14 protein-coding genes are annotated in these 18,940 nt (G+C 41.5%); 8 read left to right on the forward strand and 6 right to left on the reverse strand.

Annotation, left to right across the window (positions count from 1 at the left end):
- Positions 1-173 precede the first annotated feature (173 nt).
- Both RMZ41_RS12355 and RMZ41_RS12360 read left to right on the forward strand, forming a co-directional pair.
- Positions 174-398 (forward strand): hypothetical protein, encoded by a 225-nt coding sequence (locus tag RMZ41_RS12355; protein WP_322642787.1) that lies wholly within the window; start codon positions 174-176, stop codon positions 396-398.
- A gap of 413 nt (positions 399-811) precedes the next feature.
- Positions 812-1,759, forward strand: coding sequence for an aldo/keto reductase (locus RMZ41_RS12360; RefSeq protein WP_322642788.1), 948 nt, complete (start codon positions 812-814; stop codon positions 1,757-1,759).
- A gap of 10 nt (positions 1,760-1,769) precedes the next feature.
- Here RMZ41_RS12360 and RMZ41_RS12365 read toward each other — a convergent pair whose 3' ends face one another.
- The 3 genes from RMZ41_RS12365 to rimO form a co-directional block, all read right to left on the reverse strand.
- On the reverse strand, positions 1,770-2,348 hold the full coding sequence (locus tag RMZ41_RS12365) for a Uma2 family endonuclease (RefSeq protein WP_322642789.1): 579 nt from the start codon (positions 2,346-2,348) through the stop codon (positions 1,770-1,772).
- Positions 2,349-2,788: 440 nt separating this feature from the next.
- Positions 2,789-4,318 carry a DEAD/DEAH box helicase gene (locus RMZ41_RS12370; protein WP_322642790.1) on the reverse strand — a complete coding sequence of 510 codons (1,530 nt, stop codon included), beginning with the start codon at positions 4,316-4,318 and terminating at the stop codon, positions 2,789-2,791.
- A 293-nt stretch (positions 4,319-4,611) separates the two neighbouring features.
- Entirely contained in the window at positions 4,612-5,931 is a 1,320-nt protein-coding gene (rimO, locus tag RMZ41_RS12375) for a 30S ribosomal protein S12 methylthiotransferase RimO (RefSeq protein ID WP_322642791.1), read from the reverse strand.
- Between the two features lie 674 nt (positions 5,932-6,605).
- Between rimO and btpA the strand changes: the two genes are divergently transcribed.
- From btpA to RMZ41_RS12395, 4 genes are all read left to right on the forward strand, one after another.
- Positions 6,606-7,454, forward strand: coding sequence for a photosystem I biogenesis protein BtpA (gene btpA, locus RMZ41_RS12380; protein ID WP_322642792.1), 849 nt, complete (start codon positions 6,606-6,608; stop codon positions 7,452-7,454).
- Positions 7,455-7,587: 133 nt separating this feature from the next.
- On the forward strand, positions 7,588-8,571 hold the full coding sequence (locus tag RMZ41_RS12385) for a vitamin K epoxide reductase family protein (RefSeq protein WP_322642840.1): 984 nt from the start codon (positions 7,588-7,590) through the stop codon (positions 8,569-8,571).
- A gap of 492 nt (positions 8,572-9,063) precedes the next feature.
- Positions 9,064-11,268, forward strand: coding sequence for a CHASE2 domain-containing protein (locus RMZ41_RS12390; RefSeq protein WP_322642793.1), 2,205 nt, complete (start codon positions 9,064-9,066; stop codon positions 11,266-11,268).
- Between the two features lie 760 nt (positions 11,269-12,028).
- Complete coding sequence (locus RMZ41_RS12395) at positions 12,029-12,265, forward strand: hypothetical protein (protein ID WP_322642794.1); 237 nt, start codon at positions 12,029-12,031, stop codon at positions 12,263-12,265.
- Between the two features lie 231 nt (positions 12,266-12,496).
- Here RMZ41_RS12395 and nadB read toward each other — a convergent pair whose 3' ends face one another.
- The 3 genes from nadB to RMZ41_RS12410 all read right to left on the reverse strand — a co-directional run bounded on the left by nadB (position 12,497) and on the right by RMZ41_RS12410 (position 16,136).
- Positions 12,497-14,173, reverse strand: coding sequence for an L-aspartate oxidase (gene nadB / locus RMZ41_RS12400; protein ID WP_322642795.1), 1,677 nt, complete (start codon positions 14,171-14,173; stop codon positions 12,497-12,499).
- A 202-nt stretch (positions 14,174-14,375) separates the two neighbouring features.
- Positions 14,376-14,801, reverse strand: coding sequence for a photosystem II complex extrinsic protein PsbU (gene psbU / locus RMZ41_RS12405; RefSeq protein WP_322642796.1), 426 nt, complete (start codon positions 14,799-14,801; stop codon positions 14,376-14,378).
- Positions 14,802-15,356: 555 nt separating this feature from the next.
- Positions 15,357-16,136: a DUF3120 domain-containing protein gene (locus tag RMZ41_RS12410; RefSeq protein WP_322642797.1), complete on the reverse strand. Its 780-nt coding sequence runs from the start codon at positions 16,134-16,136 to the stop codon at positions 15,357-15,359.
- A gap of 453 nt (positions 16,137-16,589) precedes the next feature.
- Here RMZ41_RS12410 and RMZ41_RS12415 point away from each other — a divergent pair, with 453 nt between their 5' ends.
- Together RMZ41_RS12415 and RMZ41_RS12420 are read left to right on the forward strand one after the other, a co-directional pair.
- Positions 16,590-17,414, forward strand: a complete 825-nt coding sequence (locus RMZ41_RS12415; RefSeq protein WP_322642798.1) for an undecaprenyl-diphosphate phosphatase — start codon at positions 16,590-16,592, stop codon at positions 17,412-17,414.
- Between the two features lie 56 nt (positions 17,415-17,470).
- On the forward strand, positions 17,471-18,850 hold the full coding sequence (locus RMZ41_RS12420) for a TIGR03279 family radical SAM protein (RefSeq protein ID WP_409875207.1): 1,380 nt from the start codon (positions 17,471-17,473) through the stop codon (positions 18,848-18,850).
- Positions 18,851-18,940: the final 90 nt, after the last annotated feature.

The following is an 18,940-nucleotide window of genomic DNA, read 5'->3' on the forward strand; positions in this document are numbered from 1 at the left end:
ACTAAAGTTTTGGTATTGTGCTGTAACTGTATCGGACAAAATAAAGCTACATAAAAATATCAATGTTAAAATGTGGTTTTAACTACGCTATTGTATTGAATTAGTAAGATAAACTTGCCGTATGTATGTCCTAAAAATACTTACCTTCATCTAGTAAAAAACAGGCATAAGCAATGAGCAAAGAAGTAGTCAAAGTAATATTATGGGAAGAAAATCAAAAAGATTTTCTCAAAAAGTTCTACGATCTCCAATTTACTCCCAGAGTCGGAGAGGAAGTTTACCTAAAAAAGGAGAGATGGAAAGTAACCAGAGTTGAGCATGATATAGAAATTAGTGAGATTAATGTCTATATGGAATTAATCAAAAAAGCCAAGCAGGAGAAATCATCTAATTCATAAATAAAATTAAATACACTTAAGTCTCATCAAAGGGAGGTTATTAGCCTCCCTCAATTCTTAAGTTGTGTAGCAGTTTATTATTAAATGGGAACGCAAAATTAAAAATAAAGGTAATGCTGTTCGTTAAATTTAGCAGCGTAACAGCTTACTGTCGTTACTGAAACAGAATTTTAAGAGGTTGGCGATCGCACCCTAGCAAGTACAATGAGGGTACAACATGACGCTAGTGTTTGGACGTTGGATTACAGAGATTTGAGTTGGTTCAATCTGGAATTGTGGACATCATAATCGTTACACAGGTCAGTTGAAATATTTTCAGCTTGAGCTATGGTGTCCAATGCCCCACACCCAATTTTGTCTGTAACGATACACTATAAAAGTAAAGAAATGTAAATAAACTAAATTTTGCAACCGTGGAAAACATCACATTGGGGCAAAATGGCCCAGTTGTTACACCCTTGTGCATCGGCACTTGGGCTTGGGGTGATAAACTATTTTGGAATTATGGCAACGCCTACGGCCCAGAACAGTTACAAGAAGCCTTTACAGCAGCCTTAGAAGCTGGTATTACCTTCTTTGATACTGCCGAAATCTACGGAATGGGACTATCAGAGAAATTTTTGGGGCAATTTCTCCAACAGACACAACAACCTGTACAAATTGCCACAAAATTTGGCCCCGTACCGTGGCGATTTACAGCCCAATCTGTCTCTGATGCTTTAACAGCAAGCCTCAAACGTTTACAATTAGAGCGAATCGCGCTGTACCAAGTGCATTGGCCTTTTGCCTTCTTTTTAAGCCAAGAAACTTTGATAAATGCCCTAGCGGATGAAGTGAAGCGGGGCAGAATTGCGGCAGTTGGTGTAAGTAATTACTCAGCAGAGCAAATGCGAGACGCGCATCAAATATTGGCGGCGCGTGGAGTGCCTTTGGCTGTGAACCAAGTACGTTATTCTTTAATAACTCGCCAAATTGAAAGTAAGGGTATTCTAGCAACTGCCCGTGAGTTGGGTGTGACTATTTTGGCTTATAGTCCTTTAGCACAGGGATTACTCACAGGTAAGTACAGTCTTGATAATGCTGAAACTCCAACTGGTGCGAGGAAAATAGACCTGCGATTTAAGAAAGAAGGTCTGCAAAAAATTGCGCCAGTTATATCTTTGCTACGAAACTTCGGGGAAAAATACGATCGCACTCCCGCCCAAGTTGCTCTCAACTGGTTAATTGCTCAGGGGAATGTTATTCCCATTGCTGGAGTGAAGACAGCCGAACAGGTGCGGCAAAACGCTGGTGCTTTGGGCTGGAAATTGAGCGACGATGAAGTTGCAGAGTTAGAACTACTTAGTCGTCCTTGGCTGTAGTATTTCTGAACTACTCAAACACAGGAGGCCAAATTTCTGACACTACTAACTCCCAACCTGGTAATAAGTCTGGTAGTGTCAGTTTATCGTTATCCTGCAAAACTATTGGTTCTTGGTTGAGTCGATAAACTGTAAGCGTCAATTTGTCAGGATCAATCAGGATACCAACTGTAGATCCGAGTTCTAAAAATAGCTGAATCTTTTCTACCAATGGTTTGATCCGGTCTGACTTAGATTTTATCTCTACCATCAAGTCAGGTACGAGTTCTACAAAGTCGCGCTTGCTCGTTTTCAGTCTATCAGCGCGAACAAAAGACACATCGGGAGCGCGGAGATTTCGTTTTTCGTCATCAGTTTCTTTCCCGTTTTCAGTTTCTAAGGTAGGTAAAATGAAGCCAGCGCTAGAACCAGTTACCCGTCCTAGCTTCTGTGGGCGCACCCAATTAGCCAGTTGCCGCGCAAACTCTATGCCTATTTCCTCTGACTCATAATCTGATGGCCCCATAAGAAATATATTTCCGTCTACTAGCTCCATCTGCCATTCTGGATGCTCTGCTTGTAGTTGCTCTAAGTCTGGGATAGTGAACATAAGACCACGAAGAATGCATCTGTAATTTATCAGAAGAATTCAGAACTCAGGAGTCAGAATGGGCTAAACGCCCCGCTACCGCTAACAGCATGAATTCTATGAATATTGGTTTAAAACCGTACTTCTCTACGAGACGCTACCGCGAACGTCCCGCTACGCTAACGCCCCTGGTGGGCGAAACTAGTATTAAATATTTTTCCTTGATTATTACTCTATCCCTTTATGGGTAGAGTATTCACCAATTCTGAATTCTGAATTCTGAATTCTGACTCCTGTTTTATCTTCCTACAAACAGGTAGAAAAAGTTACCGAAAAAGCCAAAAAGTCAAGAGCCAAAGTCAAAATCCTGACTCTTAACTCTCAACTCTCCAATTTTATGTTTGGATTTTGGATTGAAGAAAAAATCTAAAATCCAAAATTAATTAACTTCTAACTGTTGACTAAGAAGCTGATTCTCTAGCTGTAGGTGAACCTATCTTTTTATTAGGGGATGCAGAAGAATCCTGCCCACTTGTCCGCAGTTTTGGCTTGGGAGAAGAATGTCTTTCTTCACCATTGTTGCTATCTGATTTCCACGCAGTACGAGGGCGATCGCTAGAAGATTCACGACGCTTGCCAAGTCTTGGTTTGGGAGTAGAAGATTCTTCTTGGGGAATTTCTACGTCTGAACTCAACCAAGCGGGACGAGTTTGATCGTAAGCAATTTGCAATGCAGCTGCGGCGATCGCTTGAGCATCGTATTCTTCGATCAATTCGCTGACAATTGGCAAGAATGAAGCCAAACGCTCACCTGTTAAAGCTTCCCGAACTTGTTCTTGCAATTTCAAGATGTGCCGCGCTTCAATTTGTGCGCGTGTTGGAATCGACAGTAATTGCCAACTTTGGCGGTTATGACGTTCAAATGTTTGCTGTTTGCGACGCTCAAATGGTTGTACTAGAGAGATTGCTGTTCCTTCTTTACCAGCACGACCAGTACGGCCAATGCGGTGGACGTAGGTTTCTACACTATCAGGTAAGTCGAAGTTAATTACGTGGGAGAGTTGATCTACATCTAACCCTCGTGCTGCAATATCAGTTGCTACCACCCAGCGCACTTGACGGTTACGGAATCGGCTTAATAAGCGTTCCCGCGCTTGTTGTGACAAGTCACCGTGGTATTCATCTACACTGTGACCAGCACCTTGTAACTGACTGGTGAGTTCTGCGGCGGTGCGTCTGGTGCGAACAAAGATTAAAGCTGTTTCTGGATCTTCCATTTCCAAAATCGGCTGTAATGCTTTGGCTTTTGTCCAATGGCGGGGGATCAAGTAAGCTACTTGATTAATCTTGTTGGGAGCAGCTTTTGGTTGTTCAACGGTAACAGTTGCAGGCGATCGCAAGAATTTGTTCACCAACATCCGAATCGATGGTGGCATTGTTGCCGAGAATAAAGCTGTTTGGCGATCTACGGGCGCTTGCGAGAGGATTTTGATTACATCATCAATAAAGCCCATGCTCAACATTTCATCGGCTTCATCCAACACAAACCACTTCACTTGATCGAGCTTTAAACAGCCGCGATCGAGTAAATCGATCACCCGTCCTGGAGTGCCCACAACCATGTGAACGCCACGTCTGAGTTGTAACATTTGGCGGTCAATTGATTGACCACCATAGATTGCTAACACCCGCAATCCTTCATCGCCGATGAATTGGGCGATCGCATCGTGAACCTGCATCGCTAATTCACGAGTTGGTGTTAAAACTATGGCTTGTACGGCTTTTTGATTAACATCTAGCCGCTCTAAAATAGGCAGTGAAAATGCCGCCGTTTTGCCTGTTCCAGTTTGAGATTGACCGACTACATCACGACCACCCAGCAATTGGGGAATTGCTTGGACTTGAATGTTAGTTGGTTCGGTAAAACCGATTTTTTCTAGTTGGGCGACACGTTCTTGGGAAATGCCTAATTCTTGGAATGAAAGAGTCATTAATTCGTCCTAAATTTTATGTAAGGATTTTTGGATTAGTCATTTAGTCAGTAGAGACGCGATTAATCGCGTCTGTACAACGGTCATTAGTCATTAGTCATTAGTCATTAGTTATTAGTAAGCCAAGGGTGATAGCGTAGCCTCAACTCTTAGAGAGGTTATGCCAGCAAGCTGGCCAGCGTTTCAGGTAAACCCTCATGAAAACTGCCATTAATGCAGCATTGACATCAAAATAAGCGCGAATCTGTAAGGGTCATTTAACAAAGGACAAAAGACAAAGGACAAATGACAACTTAGTTATTGACTACTTGACCATAGAGGTCGTATGTATCAGCGTGGTGAATCGCTACTGGCACGATGGTTCCTAACTTTGCCTGGCCTTTGACATACACCAGACCATCAACCTCTGGGGAAAATCTACCTGAACGACCTATTAGTTCACCACTTTCAGGATTTTCTTGCTCAATCAGGACATCGACGATTTTGCCTACTTCCTGCTGATTTTTCTTTTGAGAAATCGGTTGCTGGAGTTCCATCAGTTGGTATCGGCGATCGTCCATCACTTCTTGGGCCAACTGATTTGGTAGCTTGTAAGCTGGGGTTCCTTCCTCTGAGGAAAAGGTGAAGACACCAACATGATCGAATTCATGCCGTCCGACGAACTCTAGTAGATGCTCAAAATGCTCTTGTGTTTCTCCTGGGAAACCAACAATAAATGTTGTCCGCAATACGGCTGTTGGTAACGCCGTTTTGATGCGATCTATAATCCCATCATTGACGCGCCCTTGCCAAGGGCGGTTCATGGCGCGGAGAATTTCTGGATGAGAATGCTGCAAGGGCAAATCCAGATAAGGCAAGACGTTTGGTGTTTCTTGAATCGCCGCGATCGCATCTGGGGTCAGTCCCGTGGGATAAGCATAATGCATTCTGATCCACGGTATATCTACTTTCCCCAAGGCGCGAAGTAATTCGGCTAATTTTGGCTTACCGTAAATATCCAAACCGTAATTAGTAGTGATTTGGGAAATTAGAATAATTTCCTTTACCCCTTGACTAACTAACTGCTCCGCTTCGGCGACTATAGATTCAATAGTACGCGATCGCTGGTTCCCTCGAAGATGAGGAATTATACAAAATGCACAACGATAATCACATCCTTCCGCAATGCGGAGGTAAGCTACGCCTTCAGTTGTAGTGCGATAGCGCGGTGTAGTTTCGTCGGCGATGTAGGTTGGCTCAATACTAACCTGTTTGACCCGTTCGCCAAGTTCAACACGCTCAATTACATTAACAATTTTGTGATAATCACCTGTACCAACCACCGCTACTGCTTCGGGTAACTCCTCCAAAAGTTGTTCTTGGAAGTGTTGCGCCATACAGCCTGTGATTACGATCTTTTTATTTGCCTCTGCCAGTTCTACCAAAGTTCTGACAGATTCTTGCCGCGCTGCTTCAATAAAACTACAAGTATTAACAATAACGTAATCTGCTAATTCTTCATTTGTATCTACACCGTAGCCTGCTTCTACGAGCATTCCCAACATGTGTTCTGTATCAATTCGATTTTTCTCGCAGCCCAGGTGAGAAATGGCAATTGTTGGCTTGTCACCCATATTTTGAAAATATCTTCATTTTTTTCTTCTTGTTGTCAAACATTCCGGCGCTAACTTTGCTTTTTTGCTATCAGCATCTTCATGAAAACACTACAGTGGCAAATCCCCACTGTTAGTAACTGTACGTGGACTCATAACCCTATCAATAAATAAAAATAGAGGTCATGTTATGATATTCCTATCAATCTGTTCCCCAGGGTAAATTGAAGTGTCTTTGGGTACATTTGACACTTGTAATCTTTTTTAACAATTTGTCTATTGGTATTTTACATTACCATAGCTTGTGCCTTGTTAATCTACCCATCGGGAAGCCGCCCAAAGGGCCTGTTGTTGAGAAGTCGCTACCCTCCGGGAAATCGACGAAAGCGACTACGCTTGATAAAGCAGTAATACTAGCCTGGCCGTTGGCAAGTCTTGCGACTGAGCGCGGACAATATGCCTAAACCACGGAAAGCTGCCTTGCGTCTAGTGAGTGGCAAACTCCTCTTGTAGCCAAGTTTTATCTTAACATATCTTATGGGAGGTTTGAGGCCAATTTCCATCTGAGGAAGGAGGCAATAAACCGACTATCATAAAACACATTTGACTAGTTAATGAAAAGTCAAGAGTCAAGGGTCATACAGTCAATAGTCAAAACATTCTAGACTCTGGACTCCGCAAGGCGGATTAAAGACGTGGACTTATATCAATTATTTAAAACTCGCTCACCGATTATTGGCGTGGTTCACCTGCTACCACTGCCTACCTCGCCCCGTTGGGGAGGTAGCCTAAAAGCGGTGATTGACCGAGCCGAGCAAGAAGCCGCAGCCCTTGCAAGTGGAGGGGTTGATGGGTTGATTGTGGAGAATTTTTTCGACGCGCCCTTTACCAAAAGCCAAGTCGATCCCGTGGTTGTGAGTGCCATGACGATTGTGGTGCAACGGATACAAAACTTGGTGACTTTGCCTATAGGGTTAAATGTTTTGCGAAACGATGGCAAAAGTGCAATGGCGATCGCTAACTGTGTACAGGCACAATTTATCCGCGTCAACGTTCTTACAGGAGTGATGGCGACCGATCAGGGATTAATTGAAGGAGAAGCCCATCAACTACTCCGTTATCGACGGGAGTTAGGCAGCGATGTTAAAATCCTGGCCGATGTGTTAGTGAAACACGCCCGTCCTTTGAGTTCTCCAAATCTCACAGTCGCCGTGAAAGACACCATTGAAAGGGGTTTAGCAGACGGAGTGATTTTATCTGGCTGGGCTACTGGTAGTCCACCTAACTTAGAAGATTTGGAACTAGCTTGTGATGCAGCAGCTGGCACGCCAGTATTCATCGGTAGTGGGGCGAGTTGGGAAAATATTGATACATTGATGCAGGCAGCAGATGGTGTAATAGTTTCCAGTTCCCTGAAACGTCACGGACGCATTGAGCAACCAATTGACCCAATTCGCGTCAGCCAATTTGTCGAAGCCGCACGTCGCAGTTGGAACTCCAAAAGTGAAAAGAAATCAGTAAAACAAGTGAAGTTACATTCTTAAAAGGGGAATGGGGACTAGGGACTAGGGACTAGGAGGACATAAAGGACAAGTTACTCCTTTGTCTCTTCCCAATTCCCATTCCCCATTCCCCATTCCCCATTCCCCATTCCCCATTCCCCATTCCCCAATATTTATGATTCGCCGTCGTTCTACTCCTTGGATTCATAAATGGTCACGTCCGTTGATTGCCGCGATCGCTGGATGTGGTGCCTTGATCACAGGTTATCTCACCATAGAAAAGTTAACAGGAGGCAGTGCCGCTTGTGTGGCCCAGGCTGGTGTCAAGGGTTGTAATGATGTACTTTCCAGCCCTTGGGCAACAGTTTTTGGTCAGCCATTAGCTTTGTTTGGCTTTTTGGCATACATCAGTATGGTGATATTGGCTTTAGCTCCCTTGGTATTCAACTCAGGAGAAAACAATAGCCGCAAACAATTAGAAAATCTGACGTGGTGGTTGCTGCTAGTGGGTGCGATCGCTATGTCTGTTTTTAGCGGCTACTTAATGTATGTGTTGACATCCCAAATTAAAGCTATTTGTCCTTACTGTATCGGTTCAGCTTTGTTCTCTGTGAGTCTTTTGATACTAACAATTATGGGTCGAACTTGGGAAGATATTGGACAAATCTTATTTACTGCCCTAATTGTAGGTATGGTAACGTTGATTGGCACTTTAGGGGTTTATGCTGGTGTGAATAAATCAGATGTTACACCTGAAACTCCAGGACAACCAGCAAAAATTACCTTTAATTCCAAAGGAGACCCCAACCCAGCGTTCGGTTGGGAAGTTACAACTACTTCTGGTGAAGCAGAAATAGCCTTAGCAACGCATCTAGCAAAAGTAGGTGCGAAGGAATATACTGCTTACTGGTGTCCTCACTGCCATGAACAAAAAATGATTTTTGGTAAAGAGGCTGAGGAAATAATCAACAAAGATGTTAAGGTAGAGTGCGCTCCCGAAGGACTCAATGCTCAACCAGAACTATGTAAAGCCGCAAAAATTGAAGGCTTTCCTACTTGGATTATTAATGGTAAAAGCTATAGCGGAGTCCAAAATTTAGAAGAACTAGCAAAAGTTTCTGGTTACACAGGGCCTCGCAGCTTCAAATATTTCAAATAATAGCCTTTAGTAAGTCCCTGTTACGGTTCCCAATTTATTAGGAACGTCAGGATATGTGTCAGATACAACAGTATTGAGTACCTTTTATTACTCATCACTCGGAACTCAGTCCTGAGTAGAGTCAACTGGATGAATACAGCAAGGTCTGTTTCCAGTTGGCTTTTTTGTTTTTGGTGATAGATAATAAGTCTTGTCTAATAACCAACAACCAATTTTCCTGCGGCTTTGATCCGCGAACACCCAAAGCTGAAGGAAATTAATCAAGATTTATACTTAATTTGTGATGATAGCCAAAAAAGTTCCAGTTGGCGTTTGGTAAGATAATTGGCCTCAATATATGCTAATACATCACAAATATCAGGATATCTTGAAAAATCTTATGCAGTTGAAAAAACTTTTAGAAACTCTATTTAGCTCTCCTTTGAGCTATGTTAGTCCGATAGTTAATAGCTATCGGAAATAGAGAATATTTCTCCCCACTAGGTAATGGGAATGAATCAGCAGCTAGACAAGCGTTTTGTAAAGTTAATCTTGAGACTCAAACAATCGCTTAGTCGAGGACACAGAGAATTGATTACTGCCGTCTGCATTGCAGTCTGCGTCGTGCTGTTGCACTCTATCGGATTATTGCAATCTCTGGAGTTTGCGGCTTTGGATCAATTGTTTCGCTTACGTCCAAATGAACCGCCAGAAGATCGTATTACAATCGTAGTGATTGATGAAGCATATTTAAACGAAATACGTTTGTGGCCGATTCCAGATGCGAAAATTGCAGTATTGTTGCAAAAATTAAATGTCCACAAACCCCGTGCTATTGGCTTAGATATCTACAGAAATTTGCCCGTAGAACCTGGCAATCAAGAACTCCGTAATACTTATCAGTCAATGCCCAACTTAATTGGTATTGAACTATTGGCAAATGACAAAAACAAAAACTTTAGTGTTTTGCCTCCACTAGGACTGAATAAGGATCAAGTTGGCTTTAATAACGTGCTGTACGATCTTGATGGGAAAGTACGCCGCAGTTTATTGTATTGGCACGTTGATAATCAGTTACACGAAAGTTTTGCCCTGAAGTTGGCTTTATTGTATTTAAAGCCAAAGGGAATTACCCCCACTAAAGCAAAAAGCAACCCTAAGTACTTGCAATTGGGTAAGGCATCATTTACTCGTTTTGAGGGTAATGATGGTGCTTATGTGAGGGCTGATGATAGAGGATACCAAATTCTGACCAATTTTCCCAAACCTAAATGTCAAAGTTCATCTGGAGAATTATGTAGTTTTCGCCAGGTATCAATAAAAGATGTACTGGCAGATAAAGTCCAAGAAAATTTAATCAAAGATCGGATTATACTGATTGGCTCGACTGCACCCAGTCTCCAGGATTTTGTATTTATTCCATATTCCAGCAATCTAATAGGTACGGCAAAGCCTGTACCCGGCATTCAACTGCAAGCTTATTTTATTAGTGAGTTAATCTCTGCTGCTCTTGATGGACGACCATTATTCAAATTTTGGTCTGACTTGATGGAATACTTGTGGATTTTTATCTGGTCTTATCTGGGAGCCATGACGACATGGCGGATACGACACGCTACCAGGAACCTGCTTTGTATCGTAGTTTCTTGCTTTGTATTGATTCTGACTACATACATTGCTTTTTTGTATGGTTGGTGGATACCGCTCCTTCCCTCACTGTTTAGCTTTGGCAGTTCAGCTATTTGGATGATTAGCCATATTGCCCATATTCAGGAAGAGTGGAAACGTTCTAAAGAATTTTTGCATCACGTAATCAATACAATTCCCGATCCAATTTTTGTAAAAAATGAACAACACCAGTGGATTGTTTTAAATGAGGCGTATTGTCGATTTATCGGTTATCCGAATAAGTTGTTAATTGAAAAGTCAGACTATGACTTTTTCCCTAAACATGAAGCTGATGTGTTTCGACAACAGGACGATCTGGTGTTCCGAACTCAAAAACCCCAGGAACATGAAGAAGAATTTACAAATGCTGATGGACAGACTCATCAAATTGCCACTAAGCGATCGCTCCACAAAGACGCAGCTGGCAATTTCTTTTTAGTTGGAGTCATCCGAGATATTACTCAGCGCAAGCTGATGGAGGAGCAGCTGAAGCGGACTGCTGCTGAACTATTCCGCTCTAATAATGAATTAAAGCTCAAAGAAGACCACTTGCGTTATCTAGCGTATCACGACCCCCTTACCGGTTTATCCAATCGCAAATTTTTTGCCGAACAACTTTACGAGTCATTAAATTGGGCGCAACACAATAACCTGTTGCTGGGACTGCTGTTTATCGATCTAGATGGTTTTAAGCAAGTTAATGATACTTTGGGACACGAGACTGGCGATCGCTTGCTAATGACTATCGCTGAAAGACTCAGCAACTCTTTACGCGCTAGCGATACAGTCTCTCGTTTGGGTGGCGATGAATTTACTATAATTTTGCGGGCAATTCCGAATGTCCAAATAGCTGCTAAAGTTGCCGAAAAAATCTTAGGCAGTATTACCAAGCCAATTGTTTTGGATGGCTATGCAATCCGAATCTCTGCCAGTATTGGCATAAGTGTCTACCCATACAACAGTCAAGACAGTGAAACTTTGATAAAACAAGCCGATGCAGCAATGTATCGTGCCAAGCACTTGGGTAAAAATCGCTACGAGTTTGCTTAATTAGTTAAAAGTCAAACTTTCAAATTTTTTTGACTATAGTAAAAAATTTTACTACCAAATTAGCAATATAGACTTTAAACATCTGCAAGGCGCGATTTTGAGAAAGCATTTTGTACATGTCTAGAGGTGTTTGTTTAGTCAAAATGCAGACTTAGCAAGGCTTTTTGACCGGATCGATAAAACTAAGAATATCGGCAAGAAAGCAATTAGTCATCGGAATTAATCAAAAAAATTATCTTTTTAGAATTTATCGTAATTATTTTTACACGCAAAAAAATACTTATACTATCTGAGGTTATTACGTAATTTTGTATTTTCATAGTTGTTGAAATTATTACAATAGAAGAATTTTGTTATTTTAAGTTTACATCCCTTTACTAGAGTTATAATAAAAATATACAATAAAACAAGTATTTTTTTATATCTTTTGAAATGTTTATTTAGGAAACATGGTATTTTTACTTAAAAGTATTAAGATATTATTAATAAACAGTGAATTAAGCAAAACGCTTACAGCAATCTATCAACATATCTAACTTTAGACTGATGTAAAAATGATTTATTAAGAATACCACTTAGGTATGAAAACTATTTATTATCAGTAGATTAAGGTTGAAATACAAGCAAACACCACAATTACTTGTACGCTATTGGGAATAATTTAATAAAGTTCAAATATATTTTTTTTAAAAATAAGTGAATATACGATAGTCAATGAAAATACTCTTGAAACGAAAAATTAGTAAATTTGCTGAAACGAATGAAAACTAACTTCCGAATCACAAAGGTCATAATATTCTGTATAAGTGCCTACATATTATTACCGAAAGTTGCTGCTTGCACGAGTCTATTTAGTACTGCAAGTGCTAATACTATTGGTGCTACTAGCAGCAATGTTTTGATTGCCCGCAAAGTCAATTCTCAAAATTTAAAAGACACATATATCCCACCAAATTATGGTGGCCCTGACAGTCAGCATGGTAGCGGCACTCGCTGATGGTCATTTTGGATTTTAGATTGTGGTAAAGCAGCGCATATACTTAGACACCACATCTTTTCTTTGGAAATATACCAAAATCAGAGTGCCTGAAGTTCCGCCTGATAGCGTTAGAGAGTCTTGTTCCTTTGGGAGATACCAAAGGTGGTTGATTAAAAAATATTACTAGAACGGGGCTGTCCCTAACCCAGCCATAATTACATGGATGAGGAATGCGGCACAGAAGAATCTTCAAGATAATATTGGAGATTTCCGCCAATGATGTGTTTGTACGAGTGTGTGAACTTGCCAGTTTGGGTCTGGTTGAGGATAGTCTAAACGGTAGTGTCCACCACGGCTTTCGGTTCTAAAAGCAGCACTTTTGAGAATTAAATCAGCCACATCTAATAAATTGCGGGTTTCTGCCCAAAGTCGCAATTGCCGTTCAACATTTGGTAAGTCAAAACTAGCTGGTTCTGCTGGGCGTAAACCAAGCAAGAATTGACTTAAAGGCAAAGAAGCAAAATCTTGCTGCCAAGATTCAACAGTGGCGATCGCAGTTTCCAACTTTGATTGCTCTCGACAAATACCAGCATTTTCCCACACTAGACGCGGTAACTTCTCTCTGAGTGCTTCTAGTTGTGCTTGCTGGATGTGCCACTCACTAGGATCAACGCTAAATTTCCGTGATGGCAACACTGGTATTTCTGACGAGAACCCGATATTTTCCAACTCAATTTGACTCATCTGGGCCCCAAAGACAATACATTCCAGCAGGGAATTACTGGCAAGGCGATTTGCCCCATGTACCCCAGTACTAGCGGTTTCACCCACCGCATACAAACCAGGGATATTTGTGCGATTCATCAGATCGGCGACAATTCCACCCATCCAGTAATGGGCAGCAGGCGCTACAGGAATTGGTTCATGGAAGACATCAACTCCCCAATGCTGACAAACTTTAATGATGTTAGGAAAGCGGTGACGAATCTTGTCGGCGGGGATGGGACGCATATCCAACCACACATGTGCAGTTGCTAAATCAACGGCGGTACGTTGTAAATGGCTAAAAATTGCTCTGCTGACCACATCTCTGGGCGCAAGTTCACCCGCAGGATGATAGTCAAAGGCAAAACGCCGCCCTTCATTATCGACAAGGTGTGCCCCCTCGCCGCGTACAGCTTCGCTAATGAGGAAGCGATCGGCACCAGGTTTAGTCAGTGCTGTGGGGTGAAATTGCACAAATTCCAAATCGCGGAGAATAGCCCCAGCCCGATATGCGATCGCTACCCCATCACCTGTACTTACAGCCGGGTTAGTGGTTTGGGCAAATACTTGGCCGCCGCCGCCAGTTGCCAATATCACAGCACCAGCTTTAATCCATGCGATCTCACCTTGATAAAACAGGCTGATTCCCTGACAGCGATCGCTTTCGGGTTCAATCCACAAGCTCAAAGCTAAAGCTTGCTGAATGACTTGAATATTCGGACGACGTAATACTTGGGCGGTGAGGGTCGTTGTAACTTCCCTCCCTGTGGTATCCGCAGCGTGGAGAACGCGGTTGCGAGAATGTGCAGCTTCTAAAGTTAAAGCTAAGGCTTGACCATGACGGTCAAAAGCAACTCCCAAGTTAACTAGGGATTGAATACAGCTAGGGGCAAGTTGGGCGAGAAATTCTACAGCGGTGCGATCGCACAAACCTGCACCTGCCCGGATCGTATCTTCAATGTGTAGCGTAGGAGAATCTTCCGGGGAAACGGCTGCGGCAATACCACCTTGTGCCCAATCGCTAGCGGACAAAGCAACAGTTTCTTTGGTAATCAAGCCGACTCGTAAGGACTCTGGTAGACACAGTGCTGTGTATAGTCCAGCAGCACCAGCGCCGACTACTAAGACATCAAATTGGCTAGGAATATCTATCTGAGGCAAGGTAATGGGGGAGGGGAGAGGGGGCAGGGGGCAGGGGGCAGGGGGCAGGGGGCAGGGGGAGACAAGGAAAAAGTTTTACTTTGTCTATCTCATCTCCCTAATCTTCCTCGTCTTCCTTGTCCTTCCTTATCTTTAATAGAATAATCCCACTCCTTGGAATCAGGAGTGGGCTGCTATTGGCTACATTCACTGCAACGTGCAGTTATCTGTAGATGCCGTTGTTAAAGCGATCGTCTCCTTCGTTGAAGGCAGGTTCTAGTTCTGTGACGGTAAAATTACTCAAGTTTGCTTGCAAAGTTGTTTTTTGGCGATCGCTCAATCCTGGAAGATCCAATACATCCTCTACATTTTTGTAGGGAGCATTTTTGATGATTTTTTTAGCCAAGGTAGGATAAAGCCCTGGAAACTGTTGAAAAGCTCGGACGTTGGTATTATTTAAATCAATTTTTTTACCAAATTCCGTTCCTAGCTTCGCATCTGCCCGATTCTGCCGCTCAATTGCCAGAATTGGCACTTGAGGAACAAAACTGTTGAAACTAGCAGCTTGGGCTATCTGAGTTGTTCCCAACCATCCCCAGCAACTAAGTAACAAACTAAACACTGTTAATAAACGCGCCAATCCTTTCACGATTTTCTACCTCTTTCCATCAACAGAAATAAAAGTTTTAAGCTAACAGCCGTAATTGCTCGTTAGTCATTGGTCATTGGTCATACCCTGCGTGAAGCCGCTAATGCGTCTACGTTAGAGGACACAGGACAAAGGACAAAGGACAAAGAACAAAACCTGATAGCTTAATTAACACAGCAGTCATCAGAAACTAATATACAGCGTATTAATATCCACAATATTTACTGTTACTGGGTTTGACTGTAGTTTTGACAAAAATTTTTATCGCGATCGCAGTGTCTATATAGCTGTAATAGCCTTATATCAACGATCCTGGTGTATTCCTTGCCAGATGAAATCTTTTCGGGGTGGCTGATTTTACCTTTTAAGCAGATACAAAACCGTCTGATGTCTAATACCAAAAACCCTAGCAAGAAGACTTGAGGGTAATGGACTGTTATGTAATATTTCTTAACTAATTACTTATCTACAGCATCATTCTTGATGTGCTGTAGGCTGACTAGAAAAAGTTTTGGTAAGAGAAGCCTACACGATCGTTGTAACGTCCTGCCTTTTTCAGGCTGCGATCGCAGCTAACAAAAACAGGCTGTCTACCAAAATGGTACTTAAAACTGCGCCACCAAAGGCATACCAATGTCTTTGCTTTCCACCTAAAGCGAAAATCCCGACTGTTAAAAGCATTAAGGCGAGAATTATGGCCCAAGTTTGTCCCCAAGGTGTTTGTACTTGCATCAGGGCATTTTGTAAGATTTGTGGCGCTAAATCTACATCTACTCTCATAATTTGCCTCCAGTAGGGCATCAAGTCTACTAGATAAAAATATACGTCTGTTAAAACAGTACCGAGTAAAGATCCTAAATAAAACCAGCTACCAACCTTGCCCCAATTCTTTGCTAGACACCAGCAAGCAAACGGTAATCCTATAGATTCTACTGGGAGATGCCATACGGGTTCCCAACGTAACCAGCCCCAGTAAATCGCGCCTGCTAACCAACTCCAGCTAAAGCCTAAGAGCAAATCGCCCCAGACATAAGTTGCAGGACGTGACATTAAGGTAAAACTTAGCCATACCCAAAATGCTGTCAACGCTAAACTGAGAGTTGGTAGCGATCGCACTATTGGCGCTTCTATAAATACTGGCACTGACACCAAAAACACCGCCGCCGCAAATACTAACCAATGTTGTCGGGCAGAAATAGATAAAGGTAAAGAAGGAGAAAAAGAGAGTGCAGATTCCAATTGCCTGATTCCCTTTTGCTGAGTATCAGCCAAATCCAACTCGGTATCAATAGAAGGGGTAGAAGCACTGTAAGACGATAGTGTATTATTAATCAAAGTTTTTAATATTTGTTACTAAACTTTATTTTATTTAAGATATCACATTTTAAAATCCCCCCCTGGGGCATTGTAATTATACTGAAATTTCACCCAACGCGGGTGCAAACTAGTCCAAACATTCTGCACCAGACTAATCCATTGAAGTTGCACTACGTACAAAACGGTTTTGTAGTTTTTGTAACTTAAGCACTACAAAACTGGACTGTAAAATTTAACAGTTAAAAAGTGGACGGTATCAATCCGCTAAATATTAAAGTTTGATGAACTGCTAAAATTTCGTTGACTTATTCAGGTGGGTGTAAGAACATGGTCAGCGTCTTAGATGATGTTATTGATCGGTAAAATCAAATTTCTATAAGATTAGGTGCAGTAGAGAGTATATAAACCAACATCATCTAGACAATCAATGTTCATAATGATGTCTAGGAAAGGAAAAAGGTATTAATTGCTATGGAATTTATTCAAGCTTTTATTTTGGGTATTGTTCAAGGTATTACAGAGTTTTTGCCAATTAGTAGCACTGCACATCTTCTAATTTTTACCAAGATATTTGGTTGGAAAGAGTTAGGTTCTAAAGATTTTGTCGATGCCATTCAATTTGGCAGTGTGATCGCAATTGTGGGTTATTTCTGGTCGCTGATTACTAATATTATCAAAGGTGGAATTGAAGCATTCAAAGAGAAAGATTGGCAACGTGAAGAGTGGAAAATTCTGGTGGGGATTGTAGTAGGAACGCTACCTGCCTTGGTTTTCGGCTTTCTTTTGAAAGACATTCTACCGGAAAGTGCATTAATTATTGCCATTATGTCAATCATCATGGCACTTTTACTAGGTTTGGCAGAAAAAATTGGTACTCGCAAGCGAGATTTTAATTCATTGCAGATTCGGGATGGGATTTTAGTTGGCTTGGGACAAACACTTGCTTTAATTCCCGGCGTTTCTCGTTCTGGATCAACGTTGACAACTGCCTTATTTTTGGGATTAGAACGCGATACAGCAGCGAAATTCTCATTTTTGTTAGGCTTTCCAACTCTTACCATTGCGACGCTGTATAAAAGTTTGAAAATATTCAAATCATTTCAAGCCCACGAATTGCCAGATAACATTGTGGGACTGTTAATTGTAGGGATTATTTCAACCTTTATTTTTTCCTACCTATCAATTGCATTCTTAATCAAGTACTTAGCAACCAAAAATACTTTAATTTTTGTTTGGTATAGATTAGCATTCGGTAGCGCAATTTTAGCTGCGATCGCATCAGGTTGGAAAGGATAATTAAATAATAGTCATTTGTCATTAGTCATTAGTCATTAGTCATTTGTTGAAAGCAAATGACTAATTCCCAATTCCCCATTCCCAATTCCCCATTCCCAATGAATATTAATCCTGCCCGAATTACCAAGGTTCTTCCCGACTCAATAGCCGCAGAGATTGGCTTTGAGGCTGGGGATGCGATCGTTGCAATCAATGGCACACGTCCCCGTGATTTAATTGATTATCAGTTTTTGTGTGCTGATGAAATTTTAGAACTAGAAGTTTTAGATGCCTCTGGTAAAACTCATAGTCTGGAAATTGAAAAAGATTACGATCAAGACTTGGGACTAGAATTTGAAACAGCCCTATTTGATGGCTTAATTCAGTGTAATAATCGCTGTCCATTTTGCTTTATCGATCAACAGCCACCTGGTAAACGCACCAGCTTGTATTTGAAAGACGACGATTATCGTCTGAGTTTTTTGTATGGTTCTTATCTTACCCTGACTAATTTGACAGAAAGAGAATGGCAGCGAATTGAGCAAATGCGTTTGTCTCCATTATATGTTTCTGTTCATGCGACAGAAGCTGATGTGAGAATTAGACTATTAAAAAATCAGCGTGCCGGACAAATTTTACAACAACTCAAGTGGTTTCAAAAAAGGCGATTACAAATTCATGCTCAAGTTGTTGTTTGTCCTGGTATAAATGATGGCAAACATCTAGAACAAACTCTCAAAGATTTAACGTCTTTTCATACTGGTGAAGTTCCTGCGGTGGCATCAGTGGCAGTTGTGCCAGTTGGGTTGACACGATTTCGCCCTCCAGAAGATGAACTTATCCCTGTAACTAAAGAAAAAGCTCAAGAAGTGATTTCTCAAGTAAAAACGCTTTCAGGGCAATTTCGCAAACAATTCGGTTCTAGCGTTGTTTGGTTAGCCGATGAGTGGTTTTTGATTGCGGGTGAGGAATTACCCAGCGAGTCTGAATATGAAGAATATCCTCAAATTGATAACGGAGTTGGCTCAATTCAACTATTTATCAAGCAATTTGCCACCGTTGCAGCAGAATTACTTCCGCCAAAAGTATATCCTCAAAGAAAATTGACCTGGGTAGTGGGCAACGCCGTAGAAAAAGCATTTCAACCTATTTTGAAACGCTTAAATTGTGTTGAAGGTTTAGAAGTTAATATGCGTGCTTTATGTAGTGATTATTGGGGGCAAACTATCAGTGTAACCGGATTACTAACTGGTTATGATTTACTTCTAAATTTAGAAGGGCAAGATTTAGGTGATGGGATTTTGCTGCCCAATGTAATGTTAAAAAATGGGGAATTGGTATTTTTAGATGATATGAGTATTGAGGAATTAGCTGGAAGACTAAATACAAAAGTTTTCCCCCTAGCAGGAGTTGAAGATTTAATCAAAACATGCATTTCTAATTTTGTTCAGGTTTAGTTATCAAAGATCAGTTGTTCTTCGGAGGTAATTTATTGTTATGCTGGATGATAAATAAGAAGTAATGATTAATAGTTAATCCACTGAGGA

The organism is Nostoc sp. DedVER02, assembly GCF_034530675.2.
Classification (GTDB): Bacteria; Cyanobacteriota; Cyanobacteriia; order Cyanobacteriales; family Nostocaceae; genus Nostoc.